The organism is Turneriella parva DSM 21527, assembly GCF_000266885.1.
Taxonomy (GTDB): Bacteria; Spirochaetota; Leptospiria; order Turneriellales; family Turneriellaceae; genus Turneriella; species Turneriella parva.
This window is the reverse complement of the sequence record NC_018020.1, coordinates 983,247-1,004,708: the sequence shown is the minus strand read 5'-3', so window position 1 is coordinate 1,004,708 and position 21,462 is coordinate 983,247. Positions and strand designations below refer to the sequence as shown.

Annotated in this window: 22 protein-coding genes; 8 read left to right on the top strand and 14 right to left on the bottom strand. The window is 54.7% G+C overall.

The features are described from left to right. Positions 1-296 precede the first annotated feature (296 nt). A complete protein-coding gene (locus TURPA_RS21420) occupies positions 297-902 on the top strand; it encodes a GDSL-type esterase/lipase family protein (RefSeq protein ID WP_157210398.1) in 606 nt (201 codons plus the stop codon). A 4-nt stretch (positions 903-906) separates the two neighbouring features. Here TURPA_RS21420 and TURPA_RS04760 read toward each other — a convergent pair whose 3' ends face one another. From TURPA_RS04760 to TURPA_RS04740, 5 genes are all read right to left on the bottom strand, one after another. Then, positions 907-1,428 (bottom strand): CsgG/HfaB family protein, encoded by a 522-nt coding sequence (locus tag TURPA_RS04760; RefSeq protein ID WP_014802153.1) that lies wholly within the window; start codon positions 1,426-1,428, stop codon positions 907-909. Between the two features lies 1 nt (position 1,429). Continuing rightward, complete coding sequence (locus TURPA_RS04755) at positions 1,430-2,572, bottom strand: hypothetical protein (protein WP_014802152.1); 1,143 nt, start codon at positions 2,570-2,572, stop codon at positions 1,430-1,432. 75 nt (positions 2,573-2,647) lie between these two features. Then, positions 2,648-4,381, bottom strand: coding sequence for an ABC transporter ATP-binding protein (locus TURPA_RS04750; RefSeq protein ID WP_014802151.1), 1,734 nt, complete (start codon positions 4,379-4,381; stop codon positions 2,648-2,650). Positions 4,382-4,384: 3 nt separating this feature from the next. Next, positions 4,385-5,659: a replication-associated recombination protein A gene (locus tag TURPA_RS04745; protein WP_014802150.1), complete on the bottom strand. Its 1,275-nt coding sequence runs from the start codon at positions 5,657-5,659 to the stop codon at positions 4,385-4,387. After that, positions 5,656-5,865: a hypothetical protein gene (locus TURPA_RS04740; RefSeq protein WP_014802149.1), complete on the bottom strand. Its 210-nt coding sequence runs from the start codon at positions 5,863-5,865 to the stop codon at positions 5,656-5,658. Before TURPA_RS04740 ends, TURPA_RS04745 begins: the two co-directional genes overlap by 4 nt. An 83-nt stretch (positions 5,866-5,948) precedes the next feature. Between TURPA_RS04740 and TURPA_RS04735 the strand changes: the two genes are divergently transcribed. Then, positions 5,949-6,434 carry an asparaginase domain-containing protein gene (locus tag TURPA_RS04735; RefSeq protein WP_014802148.1) on the top strand — a complete coding sequence of 162 codons (486 nt, stop codon included), beginning with the start codon at positions 5,949-5,951 and terminating at the stop codon, positions 6,432-6,434. Between the two features lie 8 nt (positions 6,435-6,442). On the opposite strand, the gene TURPA_RS04730 is transcribed toward TURPA_RS04735, so the two are convergent. Both TURPA_RS04730 and TURPA_RS04725 read right to left on the bottom strand, forming a co-directional pair. Beyond that, positions 6,443-8,317: a SpoIIE family protein phosphatase gene (locus TURPA_RS04730; protein ID WP_014802147.1), complete on the bottom strand. Its 1,875-nt coding sequence runs from the start codon at positions 8,315-8,317 to the stop codon at positions 6,443-6,445. 64 nt (positions 8,318-8,381) lie between these two features. After that, a complete protein-coding gene (locus TURPA_RS04725) occupies positions 8,382-9,383 on the bottom strand; it encodes an LLM class flavin-dependent oxidoreductase (protein ID WP_014802146.1) in 1,002 nt (333 codons plus the stop codon). Positions 9,384-9,486: 103 nt separating this feature from the next. Between TURPA_RS04725 and TURPA_RS04720 the strand changes: the two genes are divergently transcribed. Then, positions 9,487-9,855 carry an SPRY domain-containing protein gene (locus tag TURPA_RS04720; RefSeq protein WP_014802145.1) on the top strand — a complete coding sequence of 123 codons (369 nt, stop codon included), beginning with the start codon at positions 9,487-9,489 and terminating at the stop codon, positions 9,853-9,855. Here the strand turns inward: TURPA_RS04720 and TURPA_RS04715 are convergent. The 3 genes from TURPA_RS04715 to TURPA_RS04705 all read right to left on the bottom strand — a co-directional run bounded on the left by TURPA_RS04715 (position 9,852) and on the right by TURPA_RS04705 (position 11,829). Next, positions 9,852-10,247, bottom strand: a complete 396-nt coding sequence (locus TURPA_RS04715; protein WP_014802144.1) for an aspartyl protease family protein — start codon at positions 10,245-10,247, stop codon at positions 9,852-9,854. The genes TURPA_RS04720 and TURPA_RS04715 overlap by 4 nt on opposite strands. An 82-nt stretch (positions 10,248-10,329) precedes the next feature. After that, complete coding sequence (locus TURPA_RS04710) at positions 10,330-10,971, bottom strand: hypothetical protein (protein ID WP_014802143.1); 642 nt, start codon at positions 10,969-10,971, stop codon at positions 10,330-10,332. Positions 10,972-10,977: 6 nt separating this feature from the next. Further along, positions 10,978-11,829, bottom strand: coding sequence for a class I SAM-dependent methyltransferase (locus TURPA_RS04705; protein ID WP_014802142.1), 852 nt, complete (start codon positions 11,827-11,829; stop codon positions 10,978-10,980). 101 nt (positions 11,830-11,930) lie between these two features. Here TURPA_RS04705 and TURPA_RS04700 point away from each other — a divergent pair, with 101 nt between their 5' ends. Then, positions 11,931-12,713: a hypothetical protein gene (locus TURPA_RS04700; protein ID WP_014802141.1), complete on the top strand. Its 783-nt coding sequence runs from the start codon at positions 11,931-11,933 to the stop codon at positions 12,711-12,713. Positions 12,714-12,785: 72 nt separating this feature from the next. Here TURPA_RS04700 and TURPA_RS04695 read toward each other — a convergent pair whose 3' ends face one another. Beyond that, positions 12,786-13,844 carry a hypothetical protein gene (locus TURPA_RS04695; protein WP_014802140.1) on the bottom strand — a complete coding sequence of 353 codons (1,059 nt, stop codon included), beginning with the start codon at positions 13,842-13,844 and terminating at the stop codon, positions 12,786-12,788. Positions 13,845-14,025: 181 nt separating this feature from the next. On the opposite strand from TURPA_RS04695, the gene TURPA_RS04690 reads away from it, so the two are divergent. From TURPA_RS04690 to TURPA_RS23340, 4 genes are all read left to right on the top strand, one after another. After that, positions 14,026-14,490 (top strand): hypothetical protein, encoded by a 465-nt coding sequence (locus TURPA_RS04690; RefSeq protein ID WP_041948306.1) that lies wholly within the window; start codon positions 14,026-14,028, stop codon positions 14,488-14,490. Positions 14,491-14,694: 204 nt separating this feature from the next. Next, positions 14,695-15,849: an NADH-quinone oxidoreductase subunit D gene (locus TURPA_RS04685; RefSeq protein WP_245536826.1), complete on the top strand. Its 1,155-nt coding sequence runs from the start codon at positions 14,695-14,697 to the stop codon at positions 15,847-15,849. Between the two features lie 48 nt (positions 15,850-15,897). After that, a complete protein-coding gene (locus tag TURPA_RS04680) occupies positions 15,898-16,173 on the top strand; it encodes a DUF3817 domain-containing protein (protein ID WP_014802137.1) in 276 nt (91 codons plus the stop codon). A 65-nt stretch (positions 16,174-16,238) separates the two neighbouring features. Next, complete coding sequence (locus TURPA_RS23340) at positions 16,239-17,072, top strand: hypothetical protein (RefSeq protein ID WP_014802136.1); 834 nt, start codon at positions 16,239-16,241, stop codon at positions 17,070-17,072. Positions 17,073-17,090: 18 nt separating this feature from the next. Here the strand turns inward: TURPA_RS23340 and TURPA_RS04670 are convergent, their stop codons facing one another. From TURPA_RS04670 to TURPA_RS04660, 3 genes are read right to left on the bottom strand one after another with little or no spacing between them, the layout of a single operon-like run. Continuing rightward, positions 17,091-18,632 (bottom strand): UDP-N-acetylmuramoyl-L-alanyl-D-glutamate--2,6-diaminopimelate ligase, encoded by a 1,542-nt coding sequence (locus TURPA_RS04670; protein ID WP_014802135.1) that lies wholly within the window; start codon positions 18,630-18,632, stop codon positions 17,091-17,093. Between the two features lie 54 nt (positions 18,633-18,686). Further along, entirely contained in the window at positions 18,687-20,720 is a 2,034-nt protein-coding gene (ligA, locus tag TURPA_RS04665; RefSeq protein ID WP_014802134.1) for an NAD-dependent DNA ligase LigA, read from the bottom strand. A 1-nt stretch (position 20,721) separates the two neighbouring features. Further along, positions 20,722-21,438, bottom strand: a complete 717-nt coding sequence (locus TURPA_RS04660; RefSeq protein WP_014802133.1) for a YqjF family protein — start codon at positions 21,436-21,438, stop codon at positions 20,722-20,724. Between the last annotated feature and the right edge of the window lie 24 nt (positions 21,439-21,462).

The window sequence follows — 21,462 nt, the reverse complement described above, 5'->3', positions numbered from 1 at the left end:
TCACGTCTGTATTGTGCCTCACAGCGGCAGCAAAAAATGTGCCCCGGCATGCAACCTCGTATCGTTAATAAATCCTGCTCTATACATCATTCGCCAGGCGCTGAATTAACTGTTCACGGGCTTCTACCCCAGAGTCCGATAATCTAACGGGCCGCCCTCGGGCCCGATCAGCAAGGTTGCTTCTGCTTGACGCCCTGTGTCAATGGTGCACCGTGCAAAACCGATCATTTTTAGCGTGCGGAGATAAAGTTGAAATGCGTTTAACGACCCAGTATTTATTCAGGGCCTCAACATTTGTGTTTATTCTATTTCCCTTTTTGTATCCCGTGAACAGCTCGCCCGAACTGACACCTGAGACGCTGACAATTGTGGCGCTCGGCGATTCGATCACCTGGGGTTACCCCAACGGGCGCTCGTGGACTGAGATTGTCAGCCGCGACACCGGTGTGAAGATTATCAACCGTGGCATCAGCGGGCAGACTCTCGGCGAAATGTCGAACCGGCTCGAGCGCGACGTGCTCGACGCAAAACCAGCAATCTGCATCATCATGGGGGGCACGAACGACGTCTTTCACAGCGTGCCGACTGAAGAGATGATGGCGAATCTCAAGCGCATGGCGCGAATTCTGAAGGCCAAAGGCATTATGCCAGTCATCGGGCTGCCGATACCTCTTGGCTGGCAAAATTCTGAAATGCGCCTGCAAGAGCTTCGCAATGAAATTGCCGAAGCGGGTTTTGTCACCATCGACTTCGCGCACGACTTTTACGTCGATGCGAAGAATTTCAAGAGGCTTCTGCCCGACGGTATACACCCTTACGACCAGGGCAAGAAGATCATGGCCGAGCGCCTGAAAAAAGAACTACCGAAAATTCTGAGCGCTTACGCCGACTTCATTAGATAATCTGCTATCGGCTTTTTTGGTGGTCTTCGAGGCTGCGCTTGAGTGCGGCCGAGAGATCGCCAATCGCGTTCTTTATACTTTCTTCGTTGCGCAGGCTCGCGGTGACAACCACCGAACCTGATTTCAAATCGACGATCTTAATGACGAAATATTTCAGCACGTCTTTTTCTTTCTCGGCAAGCGCGCCCGAACCAATGACGATCGAGTCGGCGCCCGCGAGCTTGCCGATTTCGACGGCCTTGTTCGGGTCGACGAAACCCGAAGCGCCGAGTTTCTGTTCTTTGACGAGGCGCTCAAGCTCAGTGCGTTCGACCACGTCATAACCGAGCCGCAGAAATTCATGAATCAACAGGTCAGAGATCTTGTCGTTTTCGCGGTAGCTGAGGCGATCCATCTTAAAGATGGCGACGCGTTTGATCGTCGTTGGGTCGACATGCTTTGAGATGACAACCTCCATGCTGTTGCGGCACGCCTGCAGGCCAGCAATCGCCACAATGAGGATTAATAAGTGTAACGGAGTACGCATGTTATTTGACTGCAGCTCTGATCAAATGCTTCGCGGCGCCGACAACCACGATTCTTCGCCCATCGATCGAAGCCGGCAATCGCCCGGCGAGCGCATCGGCCGATAATGACGGCACATCGAGTTCGACCACCAATTCACCTGGAGCAAAGTGTTCGCGACGAATTTTGCGAACACCGCGCAGGCGCGAAAGTACAGTTTCGAACCGTTTCGCCTGCTGAATGTCAGCGATGCCTTCTATGGCAAGCGTTACCGGCCTTTGCAGACCTGACAGCCGAAAGATCAGTTTCTGAATAAACTTCGGCGCGAGGTCACGGGCGGTATCTTGAATTGCCTTCTTGCCTGCGACGAATTCAGAGGTGTGCAGCGCCGGCACCCTTGAATTGAGGCCGTCTGCGTAGAATATTTCTCCCGTGTCTGACGCCACGGCTTTTGCCTCGACGCGCGCATTGCAGGCTGCCATGCCGCGCATTAACCCGCCAGAGGCATCTTGCGCGGTTTCGCTGAACGCCTCGCCCATGATGAGAATGTCGGCGCCTGTTCGGCGCATGAACTTAACGCGTTCGCCGGCCGATTTGAAGATTGCCGCATCGGCTTTGCGCATCGCTGCATAGGTAGCAGGGTCTATCACCTTAAAACCCGCTTCACCAAACTGGCGTATAAATTCAGTCTCGCCAGCAGGGTCAGGTACCGTGCTGCGAATATGCGTCTCGGGTATGATAACCATGACGCGCCATTCGCGCATAATGCCATTCTGTTTAATAATCTCCATCAGCGGCATGGGGCTGACTGCGACTTCAAGCGTGACAGTGACGCTCTCTGCAGTCGTCGTTTCGTTCAGCGTACGCAGCACCTGCACGAGCCCGCCGGCATGCGTGACCACCCGGCTGTACGCGAGCGTGAAGTCTTCGGTATCTGACCGCGAGGTGACGTAATAGCCAATCGTCTCTTCGACCGCTGTTTTCAGCGCGGCATGGCGCGCCGCTTCTTGCGCAGCAGTTTTATCGCCTCCCAAGATTTCTGCTGAGCCCTTCGCAATCACGATGAGACTGCCGTCGGCTGCGGGTTTCGCCTGCAGGTTTGTTGCACTGAAAACGCAGAACAAGATCAGCAGCTTGCTCATCGGGTGGGCAATGTTTGGTTTCAAGGGTAGATCCTCTTAAAGTATTGAACCCAGCAAACTGAGCAACTGCAGCGTGTCATGCATTTTCGCAGACCCGCTTCAGGTTGACGGGTGCTGCCTGCGCCAGAGCGTCGCATAGACGCCGTTCAACTGCAGAAGTTCAGCGTGCTTACCCTGTTCGGCAAGTTTACCTGCCTTGATGACCAAAACGCGGTCGCAGCGCGCCGCGAGTGCGAGCCGGTGCGTCACCGCAATCACGGTTCTGCCCTTACGCACGCGTTCGAGCGTCTCAAAAATTTCGAGCTCGGTGCCCGGGTCGAGTGACGAAGTTGCTTCATCGAGAAAAAGAATGCGGGGATTTCTCACCAGCGCGCGCGCAATTGCCAAACGCTGCTTCTGCCCGCCCGACAAAAATGCGCCTTTCTCACCTACCGGTGAGTCGTAACCCTGCGGCATCGCCAGAATATCTTCGTGTATGCCCGCCTCGCGGCAGGCGGTTTCAATTTCAAGCTGCGTCGCATTGAGGCGGCCTAGCCTCACGTTCTCGCGCACGCTCGTATTAAAAAGAAATGATTCTTGAAAGACGACGGCGCTGTGCCGTGTGATCGAATCGCGGGTGACCTGGCGCAGGTCGTGGCCATCGATTTCTACAGAACCTTCGATCGGGTCGAACATGCGCATCATTGCCTGCACCAAGAGGCTTTTGCCCGCGCCCGACGGGCCGACGATTGCGACAAATTCATGGTTTTTGATAGTGAGTGAGATATTTCTAAGAATACGGCGCTGCCCGTCGATGCCATAGCTGAAATTCTTGAAGTCGATCTGCTCGTTGAACGGTGGCAGTTCGGGCGCGAAACGAATTTCTGGCAGAGTCGACTGCTCATTCAGAATCTGCTCAATGCGGGTGAGACCGGCGGCCGAGTTAATAATCGAGCCCGAATATTGTGCGAGATAATAAAGAGAGGCTGAGAACGCGGTGAAAACTGTGTAGAAGGCGACGAGACCGCCAAGCGAAATCGCGCCGCTGAACGCCATAGATCCCCCTATGGCTAGAATACCAATCTGCAGAAGATAGATGCCGATGCTCGACGAGCGTTCGAGCGCTGCGGTAAAAAAGGCACCCCTGAGCGCAGTGGCCGCGAGCGCCTTGAGTTTTTCGGCGAAGCGTTTGCGCATAAAGTCTTCGAGACCGAATGCGCGCACAACGTACCGGCCCGAAGTTGCCTCATCGACGGCGTTCAGAACTTCGCCCTCTCGCTGCTTACGCAGCTCGGCAGCACCGCGCGCCTTGGGTGCGAAAATGCGCGGGCCCAAAAGGCTCATCGGCCATACCAGTTGTGCAAACAGCGCCAGGCGCCAGTCGACCCAGAACATGACACCATTGTAACCGATCATATCGAAAACGGGTTTCCAACCCCAGGGGAGCCAGGTTTGAAACGTGTGCTCGACTGCTGCCATGTCAGTCGAAAAGCGCGCCGCAATATCGCCCGCAGGCTTTTTGAGAAAGTATGAAGACGACAGATGTTGCAGGCGTTCATACAGGCGCTGGCGAATTCTGGCGACGACATCGGTGAACATTCTTGCATGCGTATAATCAGCGAGCATACCTGCAGCCATTGCAACGACTGTCGCGACGCCGAGCAGAAGAAGAATATTCGCCATGGCGACGCTGCTGCGCGCCGTAATACCATCATCGATTAACTTGCTGAATGCGATGGGTATAAACGAGTTGAACCCCATTTCGATCAGAATGCAGCTGATGACAATGCTGAGCGCGACGGGGTTGCCGCCGAACCAGCGCAAAAGATGAATGATAAGCGTTAACTGCTTCACAAGTCAATATCCGTATTTGTCGCCCCAGATCTTTTTTAGCGCCTCGCGAATCTCGCGTTCGCGCGCGTTATTGCCCGGATCATAGAGCTTCTTACCACTCAGCGCCTCGGGCAGGTACTCTTGCGGCGAGAAATTGCCCGCCTTGTCGTGCGCATATTCATAACCCTGGCCGTAGCCGATATCTTTCATCAAACTTGTCGGTGCATTGCGCAGGTGCAACGGTACTGGCAGATTGCCTGTCTCGCGTACAACCTCTTGCGCTTTATTGATCGCCGCATACGCCGCGTTGCTCTTGGGTGAAGTTGCGAGATAGGTGGCTGCTTGCGCGAGCACGATGCGCGCTTCGGGGTAGCCAATCGCATTCACGGCCTGAAAGCAATTAAGCGCGACGACCATAGCGGTCGGGTTGGCGTTACCTATATCTTCTGAAGCGGCAATCAGCATACGCCGCGCGATGAAGAGCGCATCTTCACCGCCTTCAACCATGCGCGCGAGCCAATACACCGCGCCATTGGGGTCGCTGCCGCGGATTGATTTGATAAATGCGGATATAATGTCGTAATGGTTATCGCCCGCTTTGTCGTACAGCACGGGATTTTGCTGCACGATTTCGAGAACAACCTTATCGGTGACCTGTGGGTCACCGATAAGGTTGTCTATAACGAGTTCGAAAACATTGAGTAACCGCCGTGCATCTCCTCCCGAAAGCCTGAAGAGAGCTGCAGTTTCAGCGAGTTGAATTCGTTTGGTTTTGAGAAAGCTGTCTTTCTCCATCGCCGTATGCAGAAGTCGCAGCAGATCGGCCTCATCGAGATTTTTCAGAATGTAAACCTGGCAGCGCGAGAGCAGCGCCGAGATGACTTCAAATGAGGGGTTTTCCGTCGTCGCGCCGATCAGCGTAATCTTTCCCGTTTCGACGGCGCCGAGCAAAGAATCTTGCTGCGACTTTGAAAAGCGGTGAATTTCGTCGATGAAGAGCACCGGCTTTTCCGTGAAGAGACCGCCCCCTGAAGCCTTTTCAATCACTTCGCGAATATCTTTGACGCCCGAGTTGATTGCACTCAGCGAATAGAAGGGCCGCTTGAGTTCAACTGCGAGAATATTCGCGAGCGTCGTCTTGCCGACCCCCGGCGGCCCCCAGAGAATGATCGATGGTAACGTCTTGCTCTCGACGGCCCGGCGCAGCACCGCACCTTCACCGACGAGGTGCTTTTGGCCGACATATTCGGCGAGCGACTTCGGGCGCATGCGCTCGGCCAGCGGTGCACCAGGCTTCATTCTGTATCGACCCCCCCGTCTGCGTTGGTGAAAACACCTTCCAGTCGCAGGCTGCGCATAGCTCCCACCGCATGTTCGAACCGGCCTTCTGCGCACAGGCCGGCGATACCCGCTTCTTCGAATGCCCCGATTGCAGCCGCAATGAGGGCCGTGCGTACTGCCTCCGCTACATCTGCAGAGGTAGACCTATTCGCCCGATTTGGCATGGGTTAAGAAGACACCGATCCATGCGCCGTAAACATCTTGCCATGTTCATTCGCGCACCGGCATTTACCCCCTCGGGGGCAATTTGATCAGAATACTGGCTACCGGTGGCACTCTCGATGTCGACAGCATCGATGAGGGGGATGTCTACTATTTTCAAGAGTCTTACGTGCCCAAGATTCTGGCGCAGTGCCGCAACGAAGCTGATATCGTTGTCGAGACTCTCTTTCTCAAAGATTCGCTCTATCTCACCGATCTCGATCGGCAACAGATTCTTCAGCATGCCAAAACATGCGATGAGCTGAAAATCGTCGTCACCCACGGTACCGACACCATGGTCGAAACAGCCACAGTGCTGGGGGCAGCGGACATTGCGAAAACCATTGTGCTCACCGGCGCAATCGTGCCCTACATGGCGCCCGAATCAGATGCGACATTCAACCTTGGTTTCGCGCTCGCATGCGCGCAGACCCTCGCACCGGGAGTCTACATCGCGATGAACGGCAAGATCTTCGCGTGGAACAACGTGCGCAAAAACCAGCAGCTCAAGGTATTCGAGCCGCTGCGTTAGCCGCGCCTTTAACCGGGCAGGCGATCAGTCAGTTTACTGGCCTTTTCAATGAGGTTGCTGTCGGTATCGGCTGCGCGCTGTGCCAGCAGCGGGGCCCTGCCGGTCTCACCGGCTTTGGCCTCGAGCGCTGCAAGCTGCAGAAGATTTTTCGCGTGCCGGGGTTCTCGCCAGGCGACCCGGCGCGACAGGCGACGCGCTTTGGCAAAGTCTCCGTGGCGGGCGAGTGCCGTTACCATCGCGAAAAGGCCATCGGTTCGGTCGGGCCGGTAGTCGACTAATTCGGCAAGTACCGCAATCGCTTCAGTATATCGCTTTTCTTTCAATACGCGCCGTGCATCGCCGAGCTTCATGTCGCACGCTGCATCGTCGAGCGCTGAATCTGCAGGGCCCTGGTACGAAAAAGATAGCAGCGAAAGGTCATCGACGAGGTCAGCCTGTTCTTCAATCGCGCGCTCGAGCACACGAATATCGGTGCCATGGTTTGCGACCAGATCGAGAAACCGATTTTCGTCGTAGTTGATGTAGCGCTCGCCGCGCTCGACCTCATCAGCCGGCACCTGCTGCCCCTCAAGCACGACGTCGTCACGACCGTCTGAGCCCACGATCAGCGTGTCACCCGGTAAGAGCCGCGCAACCGTCAAATGAAAATCAACAGGAATCTCAGACGTACCGAGTTTTCGACCGTGCATGTCGGGTTCGAAGAAACGTGCCTCGCCGCCGCGCACAAGAATTGCGCGCGGGTGCTCCAGGTTGATGTAATAGATGGTGCCTGTCGCCGAATCGAATAGCCCCATCGCCATCGAAACGAGCATTGCTCCGTCAAAAGACAGAAACAGTTTGTTGAGTTCGCCCACGGTTCGACCGAGCCATTCTTCGGGCTGCAGGTTTTCCGGTTCGGTGCGCGCTCTCTCGAGAAGTGCGCTAAAGGCCGAAGCGAGCACGAGAACTCCGCCGGCGCCCTGAAGAGATTTGCCCATGGCGTCGGCATTCACAAAGAAAACATACCGGCGTTCGCCCAACGTTACTGTATCGAGCTTGCAGTAGTCACCGCCGATTTCGCCTTTCCACTTTTTGAAGGCAAAACGTTTTTTCTGCCGTACGAGAAAGTCAGCACGCACCTTAGGGTCGAGCCCTTCGCCCGAGTGTTGCATGAACGGGTTCACAAGCCGCGCGGTTAAAAAATAGTCGCCGTCTTGCGCCTGTTTCAGCGCGCGAATTTCTTCGAGCGAACCCGAGAGCCTTGCGCTGTGCGCCGAAATTTCACCGGCCTGGCGTACCTGCTCGAGCTCACCTTGCTGCAGTCGTGAGACGATGACCGCCATGAGCATTGCGAGGGCCCATTCGGCGATCAGCAGCAGCGACAGGTGAACCCAGATCATCGTGGGCGAGAGTTGCGGGCCCGCGATCACTTCGGGCAGAACACCCAACGTCTTCAAAACTGCGCCAGTACCCATGAAGAGAGTGCACACAATTGCGGTGACGAGGCTCGCACGAAAGCCTGCCACAAGACCCGTTATGCCGGCCGCCATGGGAAAAATCAAATTAAAGGGGCTCGAGAGAAAACCTGTCCACATAGAGACGACGCCGAGCACAAGAGTGTCCAGCGCGACGAGGGCAATCACGAAAAATTCGACGAAGCGCATGTGGTAATAGGCCCACGTGCCCGCGAGGTTAAAGGCGAAGTGAATGCCAATAATGGCGAATAAAACGTTCATGTAGGGTGCATTCGCCAGCGGCAGCAGAATGGCACCGGCAATCAGCATCAGCGCCCGCATCGCCACGGCAGCCAAGAGGTTAATGCGGTAGATTTTTCTTTGCCGGGCAAGAAACGCGTCGATCGCGCTCTGCACTTCGGGTGGGTTATTTTGGGTTTCGCTGCTCATGAGTTGTATCGCAGCGCATGCCTTGCGCGCGCCAGCTCAGGCAGTCAAGCATATCGGTTTTGCCTCAGGCTGCGCGCGTCGACAGTTCTTGGCGCACCTGCGCCGCAATTTCATAAGATGACAACCTTGCGTCGTGGTCATAAATATGCCCCGACAAAATGAGTTCGTCGGCCTTCGTCTCGCGTATCAGATATTCGAGGCGGCCTTTTACCGTAGCGGGTGAACCCACCGCCGAAAACGCAAATATACCCTTGAGCATATCTTTGAGCTCAGGTGCGAGGCTGTCAAAATAGCCCTGCCGGGGTGGCGGCAATTTTCCCGGGCGACCCGTGCGCAAGTTCACGAATGCCTGCTGCCCTGAACTCGAAAGCAGCTCGGCTTCAGCATCGCTCGCTGCAGCCACCACGTTCACGCCGAGCATTACGTACGGTTTCGCGAGAAATTCCGATGGCCTGAAGTGCTCGCGGTAATCGGCAATCGCCTGCATCACCAGGCCCGGAGCAAAGTGCGACGCGAACGCATAAGGCAGGCCATAAGCTGCCGCAAGCCGTGCGCCGAAGAGCGATGAGCCCAGAATCCAGATGGGTACTTTTGCCCCTGTGCCGGGTACAGCGTGCACCGGTGATTTCGGTTCGGGGGAGAAATAATCGATCAGCTCGGCGACGTCATGCGGAAACTCTTCGCTCGTAACCGCAAGGTTTCGCCTTAATGCGCGCGCAGTCATCTGGTCAGAACCCGGTGCGCGGCCAAGCCCCAGATCAATGCGGTCGCCGTAAAGCGCAGCAAGCGTACCGAACTGTTCGGCGATGACGAGCGGTGCATGGTTCGGCAGCATAATGCCACCGGCACCGACGCGAATTTTTTTCGTGCCAGCCGCAACATGCCCGATCAGCACCGCGGTTGCGGCGCTCGCAATGCCCGGCATGCCGTGGTGCTCCGCGAGCCAGAAACGGTTAAAGCCCCAACCCTCAGCGTGCTGCGCCAGATCGAGAGTGCGCCGAAACGATTCTGCGGCATCGCTGCCTTCAGTAATCGGCGCCAGATCTAAGACAGAGAAGGGAATCATTTTGTGAAATATCCGCCTAATCTTCGCGCCCGGCCATTTTTCTGGTGCGCAGTTCACGAAGACTGGTATACCGGCTAAGTGCGCCTGAGATTCGGGGCTCGCCATGCAGACGGTCAATATCAACGCGACAAAAGAATGGGAAGTGATTTTTAACGAAGGCGCGCACTGGCGTATCGGCATTTACCGACCGAAGCTTCGCAGCGCCGCCGAAATCACTGAACTGGAGCAGCACACTTGCCCCGAAGCGTTCTTGCTATTGGAAGGCAATCTGGTGATGGTCAGCAAAAATAAAGAGGGATTTCTCACCGAAACGCGCCTTGAGCCGAAGCAGATGGTGGTCTTCACAGAACCCCACGCAGGCTATTCACCCGATGGCACCGGCGTCGCTTATGTTGTTGAAAACGCCATTTTTGAAACAGAATATACAGCGATCAATTCGGGCGAAGTCACCCGTAAGGTGGCCGTGGGTTAAAGCAGATCGACTACCATTTTACCATCGTGTGCCGGGTTGCCGGTGAGTCGCTGGTTTTTGGGGTCTGGGTACAGATCAAGAGTTTCGAGAACAAGGTAACCCATCTGCGGCGGCGTGCCGATAGGTAGCTCCATCACGTTCATGTCCGCGTCACGATCATTGACAATTATCCGTACGGGACTAAAAACCCGACGTTGTACTTTTCCATTGGCCGTTATGACTTCGCGCCGACTGCGTTCTGTCAGCCCCAGTTTCTCAATCAGGTCAATCGGCATGCAGAGCATCGCCGCGCCGGTATCAACAAGAAAGTCTACAGTCAATTCAGCGAGCTTCTTTTGTGCAAGAGTGTCTGCATAGTTGATGACCTGCGCTGCCTGCATGATCTTGCCCATGGTTAATGCCTCCTGTAAAGAGAGAGGTAGTCAAGAAATAATGGCCTGACGAAGCTGCTCAAGATTTTGTTTCGGATAACCCTTAAAACTTATCAGCCAGCGGGTTACCGAGAGCTTGCAATTGTGCCCGTGCACCACTGCGCACGTCGCCGGGCATCTGTGGTATAATGCGCACAATCTTGTCTTGATTGACCATCGCATGTGCAATGTTGCCGACGATTTTCCCGTCGCGCAGCACCTTGATAATTTCGACCATCATCTTGTCGTCGAGCAGGTCGGCGAGTTCGCCGAGTTTCGCGTTGAAGTTCTTCAGCGAAAGGTCTTTGACCACCTGCGCGACAATCGGTGATTCCATCAGGTTGCCAATGCGGGCAGTAATTTCTGGGCTCGCGTAGAGCGCAACCTGGCCCATATAATCGATGCGCAGCGACTTGCCGATCTTCGCGGCGGCCTTTGGGTCCATGTAGATCACGACCTGTGCGATGATATACGGCGTCAGATAGTCGTGCGCGAGCTTGGCGATTATAAAATTCGGTATAAACTGCGTCGCCACGGCCATAACCTTGAAAACGGGCTTCTGCAGCTCTTCGGTTCGATGAATATAGTCGTGAATCTCTTTGTGCACTTTCTCGAGCGTGCTCTCGTCGAGTGACGCGAGAAAACTTAGGTCGCTGTTGGTAACGAGGGTCTCTTTCAGCTCTTCAATGAGTGATTCTTTGTTCATATTACCTCAAAACTCCACGACGGCCAGCGAGGCTGATGCCAGCGGCAGGCGCGAGGTGAGTGTTAGCTTTTTCATGATCTGCTGTCCGTTCAAAGATTCAAATTTTTTAGCACCGCATTCCATGGCGACGGCGCGCATCTCTTGTGGTGTCGCCCCGTAGGTGAAACGCTCATTGTAGACGATGTCCATAATGAACGGCATCACCTGTACCGCCAGGTTCTTTACGGGGTCGGTCATTTTGCTGTGCCAGTAGTCGAAAACGACCAGCGTGCCGGCGCCGAAATAGTCGCGGCATGCGGTTAGCGTGTCGCGCACCACTGCCTCGCTGACATACATCGAAACGCCTTCCCAAAGCACGAGCGTCGCAGTCTTCTGCATACCCGAGCGTTCAAAAATTTCGGTCAGTGACTCTTTCATAAAGTCTGCTTCGATATAATGCGGAGCTTCACCGGTAATGCGTTCGTTGCGCAGATAGAACTTCTTGCGGCGTTGCGTCGCGGGAAAATCGAACTCCCACACGCCGTGTTTGATGTCGTCGGCGAGCCGCAGCGCGCGTGAATCATAGCCCGCACCGAGCAGCGCGACCGGCACTTTGTGCGCGAAGCGGCGTACGTAGTTATCCATGAATGCGTGCCGCAATGTGATAAAGTCGAAAAGGCCGAGGCTGGCGGCATTGACGAAGAACGAGGTGAACTCCGGCAGAATCGAGAGCCGGTTGAAGATGGCCATGTAGAAATCAGAAAGAAAGCGCGCCGCATACCTGTCTTTCAAGAGGCTCGTTTCGCCATAATACGTATTCTCGAGCGCCCGAATGAGGGCGACCACTTCTGCCGTGCGACTCGGCGTATTTTCTAACATGGGTAGATTTCTTGCCGATAATGAAGGGGGACAAGTAATTTATCCCCCTCCGCCTCTGGCACCTCCCCCGCATGCGGGGGAGGCTGGGAGGGGGACACACGATGTTCTTCAAAGCAAAACAAAAAAAAGAAGTCTACACAGCCGAGAGCAAGGTACAGATTCTCGACAAATTGCGCGAAAAGTACCGCAAGGCGCAGCAGCAATATGGTGCGAGGCTATTTGACAGCCAGCTGCTCGAGAACCGCATTAGCTTTCAGCGGGCGAACCAGTCAGATTTTCAACGCTTTATTCTCGACGAGATGAACTTTTTCAAGCAGATGCAAGAGAAGGGCGAAGAAGAAGCGGCCAAACGCAAGCGGCAAGAAGAAGCCGACGCGCGCATGCGCGAGATTATGGCTGCCAACGATGCGCTGATTGCGCACTACCCCGACGTCTTTTTTCATCCGCTGGCGACGCTCGAATGCCGTCGGCTCGTGGGCGCGGTTTCGAATCTTTTTCCCGATATCGAGTCTGAGCTGCGCTACGTTTTTCAGGGGCGAAAAGAGTGGGGCGAAATCCGTTTTTATCTGGCGGATTTAGAACGTTTTATCTATAAACCGCCGATGCGCATGACCGCGTTTCTTGCCGCCTATGTTGCCCAGTTGCAAAAATGGGGCGAGGCGGGCCGAGACGACGCCGACCGCAAGTTCTTACAAACCGCCGCGATGTGCCTGACAGGCATCACGAACGAACTCAAGACAAATCTCGATTCATTGATCGACGCTGACAAGCTCAAGGCATCGGCGATCATTGCAAAGCTCGATGCGGTCGTCGCCGACTTTCGCCTCACCGATTGGGCACAGCATGGGCTAGCGCTGAGGGCACAGAAGAAGTTAGGGCTTTGAATGCTTTTGTCACCCTGAGCTCGTCGAAGGGTGGCAATTCTGATCATGCTTCGACAGGCTCAGCATGACAAATCATTTTAACGCCTCTTCCAGGTTCAACTCTGACATCGCGTCCATCTCTTGAAACTCGAGTGTCGCACGGGTTTTGCCGCTGCCGAGATTGACGCTTTTCGTGACAACCGCCGAAAACTGGCCGATGCTGTCTTGCGCCTTTTGAATACGAAAGAGGTCAGTGAGGCCCGGCTGAAAATGGCGCAGTAGCAGGCGGTCTGAGAATTCAAGCTCAAGCCCTTTCATGTCGAGTTGCTGAATCGGTAAGGGTTTTGGTTCTTCAAAGACGAGGCCAACTTTGCGCAGCTGGGTTTCGAGCGCAACACCGATCTTTTTTACAGTCTGCAACAAAACCTCGTCGACAAAGCGCGGCATGTTGATCTGTATATAACCGATGGGTATCTTTGTTTTATAGAGAATTGGTACGGTGACTTCGGCCTGCAGGTTTGCCGGCACCTTAAGATCGCTCTTCTGAATCTCTGAAAGGTAGATATCCTGCGGAAAATACTGGCGGGGATTAAACTTCGCCGGCGGTTCGGGGCTGTAATAGATGATGCGCGGGTTCTTCTGCAGGTGCTTAAGTCGCATGTCGCTCGTTTCTCCGCTACCCAGAAATATCTTGTGATACGGTACAAGCTGCTTGATTTCGCTGTCAAAGAAGTTGATCACAAATCCGTTGACTTTTTTCTTGTTTGCCTCGATAACGAATGCAATTTCTTTCGACGAAGTCAGGTTCGTCATAAAAAAACGCGATGAATTATCAGTTTCAGAAACATCTTTGAGCGTATCGTCGGTGATTTCGAGCGCATGCGGGCGCAGAATCTCGGTCGGGCCGTTGCGCAGCAGAAAAGCACAGACGGCGACGATGCGCTTCTTGTTGTGGCGAATCAGTACCCGCCTTTCGAGCGGCGAATCAAGAAATTGTGTGCGAATCTTGAGCTCAAGACCTGAATCGAGGTGCGCGTACGAGATAAAACCCGCAGGGTGCTCTGCGCCCTCAACGAGCAGCGAGCACGGTTTTTTGCCCATGACCGTATTGAGTACCTGGTGTACCTGCTGTAGCTGCGTAACTTTTATCATCGATCGGCGATCCTAAACCCTACATTGCAAGCCTGATGGCCGACATAGTAAGTCAATTCATTGCCGAGAATTTACCATACCAAAAAGAAGTGCGTGCCGCCTTGCCGGTGCCAAAAATATCTCGTTTTCGTGCGACCGCATTTGGCTTGACGCAGGCTTCGTGAGCGAATTTTGAATGCCCATGGCCAATGCAGATTACGACGCAAAATTTATGAGGTGGCTTTACAAATATCTGCCTTACATCGGAGCTTTCATGTTCTTTGGCCAGGTGCTGGGGCCGGTCGTGAATCTGGTGCGTTACAGCACAGGCGAAAAGATACAGGCGCAGTTCGTGAGCAAGGTACGCTTTGCCACTTCAAATACGAGCTCGCGCGGTATCGGCCAGAGTGATTGTGCTTATAATTACCGCGTGCCGGGTTTTTCTCAAGACCCGTACCTCATCAGTGGTTGCTTTCTGGCCTTCGCGCGAAACCCGCTGCCGGGTGATGCAGTCACAGTCGTTGTGTACCAGCAAGACCCGTCGCTGATCGTGTCATCGGTCAGCTTTACTCCAGATTATCTGCGGCTTATCACAGCAGTTGTGGGCCTGTTGATGCTGCTTCTGGCGCGGACGCTGGTACGGCGTTTTGGCAAGGTTGAGTTATAGTCATTCGACTCTCTGTTTCCCGAAGGGAAACGAAGAGTCGAAAAACAATTTACGTGACAGCGAGATGATCGGGACGCCTTAGCTATGCAAGGCGAAGTCAACGCGAACAACCGTAACTTCACGAACCTGCCCGCAGGTGACGGCACGCGCTGGCTGCCAGTGACCCAACCGGGTGTGCGCGTGGGTGAGCTGCCCGACGGCCGCATGCGCATTAACCTGGGCCCCTCGCACCCGGCAACTCATGGTATTTTGGAAAACCATCTCATTCTGAACGGCGAAACCATCGAGTCGGTCGATATTCACACGGGCTATGTGCACCGCTGCTTCGAAAAGCTCGGCGAGCACTATGGCTACAATCAATTTCTCGTCTGCACCGACCGCATGAACTATGTCTCGACGCCGATGAACAACATCGGCTGGATTCTCGCGGTCGAGTCGATGATGGGCATCACTGCGCCGCCCAAAGCCCTCGTTGTGCGAATGATCATTTCTGAGCTTTCACGCATCATCGACCACATTATCTGTCTCGGCATTCTCGGCGTCGACCTGGGCGCGTTCGCGTCTTTTCTTTATATGTTTCACAAACGTGAAGACATCTACCAGATTCTCGAGAAAATGACGGGCGCACGTTTGACGAATACCTTTTGCAGGGTCGGCGGTCTTGAGAAAGATATATATCCTCAGTTTGTTGAGGATGTCAAAAAGTTCTTAAAAACTTTTCCGAAGGTGCTGAACGAGACCGACACTCTGCTGACTAAGTCTCGCATCTTTTATGACCGCACGCGAGGAGTCGGTAAAATATCGGGCGAGCGCGCTCTCGCCTATGGTTTCACGGGCCCGAACCTGCGCGCTGCGGGCGTCGACTACGATGTCAGGGTGAGTTCGCCTTACATGTATTACGACCAGGTCGACTTCGATGTGCCGATCGGCGAAGACGGCGGCGTCTACGACCGTTACCTCGTGCGCCTCGAAGAAATGCGCCAGTCGCTGCGCATCATTGGCCAGCTCGTGAACAACATTCCCGAAGGGGCATACCACGCCGATTTGCCGCACGCCTATCTGCCGCCAAAGCACAAAGTCTACACTTCAATGGAAGACCTGATCTATCACTTCAAGATTATCATGCACGGTATCGAGGTGCCGACCGGCGAACACTATTTCTCGACCGAAGCGGCTAACGGCGAACTCGGTTTCACAATCGTCTCGCGCGGCAAAAAGAGCCCGTGGCGCGTGCACGTGCGCCGGCCTTGCTTCTGGTATTATCAGGCATTTCCCGAAATGGTGACGGGAGGCCTCTTGGCCGACGCGATCGCGAACATGAGCTCGATGAACGTCATCGCAGGTGAATTAGACTGCTAAGGAGCCCGCCCTGAGTAGCGCAGCGTATCGAAGGGCTGGTGAATTGGATTGTTGACATCGTTTCGCCTGCTGGGTTACCTCGAGGGAATTTCATTTCTGCTGCTCATGGGCGTCGCCATGCCGCTCAAATACTATTTGGGCCAACCCCTCGCAGTCAGAATCGTCGGCTCGCTGCATGGATTACTCTTTGTGGTTTATTGCGTCTGGGCGTTTATTCTTTTTCTCAGGGAAAAGTGGCCAGAGACTCAATTGATATTATGCTGGGTGCTTTCGTGTCTGCCGTTCGGTACGTTCTGGTTCGACCGTAAATATCTGAAGCCTTAACGCCTGCCATATTCCCAGCCAAAAAAATGGCGTTTACGCTGTCGCCTTGGCGATAATTCTAATGCATGTTTCGCCATTGCCTCTTATTTACAGTATTATTATTATGTCACTGCCAGAGCTGGGAAGGCTTCGACAAACCCGCCACTTCAAAGTCAGGTGCGCCGGGTGCATGCACCGGCCCCATTGCGAGCGTCACTGTAACTTCGGGTGGCACAAACTTCACAACGGTGCCCACAATCACAGCAAATGGTTCGGGGACTGGTGCCACTTTCTCGGCATTGCTCACGCCGACGACAGTCGCCAGCTACACAGTCAACTCTGGTGGCACTGGCTTTACAGGGCCAGCGTTTAGTGGCACTGTAAATGTTTCGGGCGGTGGAGGCACAGGTGCGTCGGCAACGCCTGTCATGAGTTATACGGTAACCTCGTTCGCAGTGGGTGCACCCGGTACCGGATACACCACCGGCGGCCCTTACCCTTGCAACTGTACCGGAGGTGGGGGCACAGGTGCAATAGCGGGGGTTACTGTGACTGCTGGGCAAATTGGCACGGCAATGGTTCAGTCTGGGGGGACAGGGTACTCCTCAATGTGTACTGTAGGCCTCGCGCCGCTGGGGCCGGGCACTGCCGGTAATGTGATCGCAAATCTTGGCAATGGAAGTGTAGCCTCGCTGACGCTTACGGGTTCGGGTTCAGGTTATACATCACCACCTACTGTGACTATCTCTGGTGGCGGTGGTAGTGGAGCAACAGCGTTTGCCAATCTGGCGCCGACCAGCGTTGCCTCTGCGAGCATTACTTCGGGCGGGTCAGGCTATGGCACGGATACAACGGTAAGCATTACCGGTGGCGGTGGTACGGGCGCGACAGCAACGGTGCAGATAAGCGGATGCCCTTAGTCTCGGCGCGTTCTCAGATTACCTGATTTTTAAAGAGCCCATTAACTTTAGTGCAGTGTCGCGGTCTGAAAAGTGCAGCGTCTTATTGCCGATAATCTGGTAATCCTCATGGCCTTTGCCGGCGATCACCAGCACCTGTCTTGGTCCGAGAATCTGTAAGCCAGCGCGAATCGCCTTCTCGCGGTCTGAGATCACCAGATAGCGCGCGGTCTTTAGACCCTTGCGCATATCTTCGATGATATTCTTCGGGTCTTCGCTGCGCGGATTGTCATTGGTGAGAATGCACAGGTCTGAATGCAGACTCGCGACCTCTGCCATCTGTGGGCGTTTGTCTTTGTCGCGGTCGCCGCCGCAGCCGAAGAGGCCGATGACACGCGCGGGCGTGAGTTCTTGTGCGGTCTCGAGCACCTTGGCAAGCGCGTCGGGCGAGTGTGCATAGTCGATGATGACCGCGCGCTGCTCTTTGCCGCGCAACACTTCAAAGCGACCGGGTACAGGTTCGACCTGCTGAATTGCGGCGAGGGCTTCTTCTGTGCCGAAGCCGAGGCAGAGTAATGCCAGAAACGCTGACGAAAGATTCATGAGGTTGAAGCGACCGAGCAATCGTGTTTTGATAAAGTAACTCTTCTGGGCAAATACCAGCACGCAGCTGTAACCGTCGAAAGTCGCTTCGACATCGGTGATGTAGGCGTCTGCTGTCTTGTCGCGCAGGCTCAGCGAAATAACCGGGAAAGAAGGTGTTTGGCTCTTGAGCCAAAGGTACAGGCGGCGCCCGTAGTCGTCATCGATACAGATGACGGCACCCTTCGCAGATTCGGGCTGCTTGCGTGAAGAGAACAGCATGTATTCAAAGAGCCGGCGCTTCGCCCGGTAATACGACTCCATGTTGCGGTGGTAGTCGAGATGGTCTTGCGTCAGGTTCGTAAAAATACCAATCTGAAAGTTGATGCCTTCGAGTCGCCCTTGCGCCAAACCATGCGAACTGGTTTCAAGGCATGCATAAAGGGCCTTCTGCTTCTGGCCCTGGTGCAGCATACTCTGCAGGGTCACCGTGTCGGGGGTCGTCATGCCCGTCACAGTCTTATGGCGTGAAACCTCCATACCCAGAGTGCCAATATACATTGAGGTTTTGCCCAGCTGGTTCAGCGCCTGGTACAGCGAGTGCGCGATGGTTGTCTTGCCGTTTGTGCCGGTGACGCCGACACAGGCCATGTAGCGCGTGGGTTCGCCGAAAAAGAATGAAATCGTTCTGCCTGCGGCCCTCAGAAAATCAGGGGTGAAGAATATTGGCAAGTGCAGGTTATAGCGCGCGTCGCGAAATATCTCGTCTTTATATTCGCGGTCGATAAAAACGGCTGCCGCCTGCTTGTCGAAGGCCTCCCAGATGAAGTCTTTGCCGCTGACCTTGCTGCCGTCGTATGCAAAAAAAGCTGAGCCTTTTTTCACTTCGCGGCTATCTTGGGTCACCGACTTGATTTCGACGCGGTCTTCAACGCCGAACGCTTCCCAGCCGAGAGATTCCCAAATGGGACGGGTAAAGTCTGTTGCGACTGCTTTCATAGCGCCAATAAGCTATGGGCTTAAGCCCATAGCTTATTGGCGCGAACAGCGAAATTAGAGCATAGCGGCGAACTCTGCTTCGCTTATTATTGGCACTCCCAGCTCTTTTGCTTTTTGCGCCTTACTGCCCGCATCGGCCCCCACCACAACGAAATCGGTTTTTTTACTGACCGACGACGATGCCCGGCCGCCACGGGCCTTAACCTCTGCTTCGGCCCCATCGCGTGTGAATTGTGTCAAGGTTCCGGTAAAAACAAAGCTTTTGCCCACGAATGCGTCAGAGATTTTTGCGCGTTCTTCGCGCACAATTTCGACACCGTTTTTCACAAGCTTCTTCAGCCGCGCTTTATTGACCTTGTCGGCGAACCATTGCTGCACCGAGGCGGCAGTGCCGGGGCCGATCTCGTGAATCGCGGTCAGCTCGGTTTCGGTTGCCTCGGCAAGCGCCTCGGGACCGGCAAAATGATCGGCCAGAATCGATGCCACATGCTCGCCCACGTTCGGTATGCCCACGGCGGTCAGCAGTTTGCTGAATGAAATTTTGCGGCGTGCGTCGATCGACTGCAAAATTTTCGCCGCGAGAATTTCGCCCATGCCCTCAAATTGCAAGAGGTCGGCCTTGGTTACGGCGAACAAATCAGCATAGTCGGATATCACTTTGTTCTGGTAGAGTTTCGCAACCCATTCGGCTCCCAATGATTCGATATCGAGCCCGTTTTTGGAGACAAAGAACTGCAGAAACGCCTCGTTCATTTCGGGGCAGGCCGCATTCACGCAGCGAAAGAACACGTCTTCACGTTCGAGCGGTCTGCCGCACGATGGGCATTTTTTGACGAACGCAACGGGTTTGGCCTTTTTAGCACGCTTGTCGGCCACTGCCGCCACAACTTTGGGTATTACATCGCCCGAACGCACAACCTCGACATAGTCGCCCTCGTGCAAGCCGAGGCGCTCGATCTCGTCGGCATTGTGCAGAGAAGCGCGAGCGACCATGACGCCGCCGAGGTTTATCGGTGTGAGTTCGGCCACGGGCGTAACAACACCTGTGCGCCCGACCTGATAGACTACACGTTCGAGTTTCGTGACCCCCGATCGCGCGGGAAACTTCAGTGCGATCGCCCAGCGTGGTGCTTTCGTCGTCGCGCCAAAGTTTTCCCATTCGGTGGTGTCGTTCAGCTTAATCACGAGCCCATCGAGGTCGTACTCGATGTTGGCTCGGCTCACGATCATCTCTTCGTAATACTTCGCGACGCCGTCAAAATCTGCCGTCAGGTGGTACGCCGAAGTTCTGAATCCTAATTCTGGAAAGACCGATTTCCAGATAGAATCTTGTTTGCGCATTTCTTTCGCGAAACGCTTCTTGGGGTCGTCGAATTTTGCGAGCGTGTACGGGAAAAACGACAGCATTTTATCTTTCGCCTGCGAGGAGTCTTGCTGCCTCAGCGCACCGGCGGCGGTGTTGCGGGGGTTTGCGAAAAGCTTTTTGCCGTCTTTGGCCTGGCGTTCGTTGATCTTTTGAAAGTCGGCCAGCTTGATAATCACTTCACCACGAATCGTGACCTTCGCGGGCGGGCTATCGACCATGAGCCGCAGCGGAACATTCTTTACCGTCTTGACGTTGTGCGTGATGTCTTCGCCGACCTCGCCGTTGCCGCGCGTTGACCCGACAACGAGCACACCGTTCTCGTAAACGAGGTCGATCGCGAGCCCGTCAAATTTCGGTTCTACGTGGTAGACGGGTTCTTTAATGCCCGCCTTCACGAGGCGGTCGTGAAAGGCCCTGAGTTCTTCAAGGTTCATCGCGTTGTCGAGGCTCATCATCGGCGGGTCGTGCTTCACCTCGGCAAAATCTTCGCGAACTTCACCGCCGACTTTTTGCGTCGGCGAATCGGGCCTCAGCCATTCAGGGTGCAGCGCCTCAACCTGCTGCAGCAGGCGCATCTTCTCATCATATTCGGCGTCAGAGATTTCAGGTTCATCTTCGAGATAATACTTGCGGTTATGGTAATAGAGTTCGTCGATCAGCTGTGCATAGTCGCCGGCTGAAAAGTCGGCGGCGTTCCGTGCACTTTTTATTCTTTTGGGCATACTAAGTAAGTTTCTCGCCGGCATACACACTGACGTCTGAGCCTTCAGCCAGCAACACAGAGTGCGGCTTCATGCCCGTCAGGCGCGACCACGCCTCGCCATAAACTGCGCCGAAGTCGACGTCGACGCGATAGTCCTGCAGAGTGTAGGTGCGCCACGACGGGTGTTCAACGCGGTACTCGATTGTGCGCTGGCCCTGGCCGCCGGTGTAACCATAGTAGTGTTCGGTGATGAAATCTTCGAGGCTGCCGGGTTTCAGATTTTGCGGATATATACCCGACACGGCGCTGATCGTCTGTGTGCGGTCTTCTTCGACGAATGTGTACACCGCTTTGAGCTGATTATCAGCCACGCGCACGCGCTCTGCCATCTTGCGCGTGACATAGTTTTCGTTGAAGAGTAGATTGGCCACCAGAGTAATCGCTTGGCGCGGCACAATTTCCCGAATGAACGCAACACCCCGGCGCAGTTCACCCTCATGCACTCGCTTCAGATAAAAGCGCAGATTAATTTCGGGAAAATTAACATGCCAGGGAACTTTGAAGCCTTTCACCCGCGTTTGCTGAAACTGAAAGGCGACGAGCGAGACCAGTGCCTTGCCTTGAAACAGGTCGAGTTCTGTGCCGGCCGGTACGAATTTTTCGAGCAGCGACTGCGCGACCTCGTAATTTGCCATGAAAAGATTTTGCCACTTGGCAGTGAGAAAGGGACGTTTCATATTTTATGGTGCGCGCAGCGCACC

Bases quoted from the DNA above. Each gene is read 5' to 3' on its own strand.
- TURPA_RS04760 (WP_014802153.1), bottom strand. From the start codon at position 1,428: ATGCGTACTCCGTTACACTTATTAATCCTCATTGTGGCGATTGCTGGC.
- TURPA_RS04745 (WP_014802150.1), bottom strand. From the start codon at position 5,659: ATGAAGCCTGGTGCACCGCTGGCCGAGCGCATGCGCCCGAAGTCGCTC.
- TURPA_RS04740 (WP_014802149.1), bottom strand. From the start codon at position 5,865: ATGCCAAATCGGGCGAATAGGTCTACCTCTGCAGATGTAGCGGAGGCA.
- TURPA_RS04730 (WP_014802147.1), bottom strand. From the start codon at position 8,317: ATGAGCAGCGAAACCCAAAATAACCCACCCGAAGTGCAGAGCGCGATC.
- TURPA_RS04725 (WP_014802146.1), bottom strand. From the start codon at position 9,383: ATGATTCCCTTCTCTGTCTTAGATCTGGCGCCGATTACTGAAGGCAGC.
- TURPA_RS04720 (WP_014802145.1), top strand. From the start codon at position 9,487: ATGCAGACGGTCAATATCAACGCGACAAAAGAATGGGAAGTGATTTTT.
- TURPA_RS04715 (WP_014802144.1), bottom strand. From the start codon at position 10,247: ATGGGCAAGATCATGCAGGCAGCGCAGGTCATCAACTATGCAGACACT.
- TURPA_RS04710 (WP_014802143.1), bottom strand. From the start codon at position 10,971: ATGAACAAAGAATCACTCATTGAAGAGCTGAAAGAGACCCTCGTTACC.
- TURPA_RS04705 (WP_014802142.1), bottom strand. From the start codon at position 11,829: ATGTTAGAAAATACGCCGAGTCGCACGGCAGAAGTGGTCGCCCTCATT.
- TURPA_RS04700 (WP_014802141.1), top strand. From the start codon at position 11,931: ATGTTCTTCAAAGCAAAACAAAAAAAAGAAGTCTACACAGCCGAGAGC.
- TURPA_RS04695 (WP_014802140.1), bottom strand. From the start codon at position 13,844: ATGATAAAAGTTACGCAGCTACAGCAGGTACACCAGGTACTCAATACG.
- TURPA_RS04690 (WP_041948306.1), top strand. From the start codon at position 14,026: ATGGCCAATGCAGATTACGACGCAAAATTTATGAGGTGGCTTTACAAA.
- TURPA_RS04685 (WP_245536826.1), top strand. From the start codon at position 14,695: ATGCGCATTAACCTGGGCCCCTCGCACCCGGCAACTCATGGTATTTTG.
- TURPA_RS23340 (WP_014802136.1), top strand. From the start codon at position 16,239: ATGTTTCGCCATTGCCTCTTATTTACAGTATTATTATTATGTCACTGC.
- TURPA_RS04670 (WP_014802135.1), bottom strand. From the start codon at position 18,632: ATGAAAGCAGTCGCAACAGACTTTACCCGTCCCATTTGGGAATCTCTC.
- ligA (WP_014802134.1), bottom strand. From the start codon at position 20,720: ATGCCCAAAAGAATAAAAAGTGCACGGAACGCCGCCGACTTTTCAGCC.
- TURPA_RS04660 (WP_014802133.1), bottom strand. From the start codon at position 21,438: ATGAAACGTCCCTTTCTCACTGCCAAGTGGCAAAATCTTTTCATGGCA.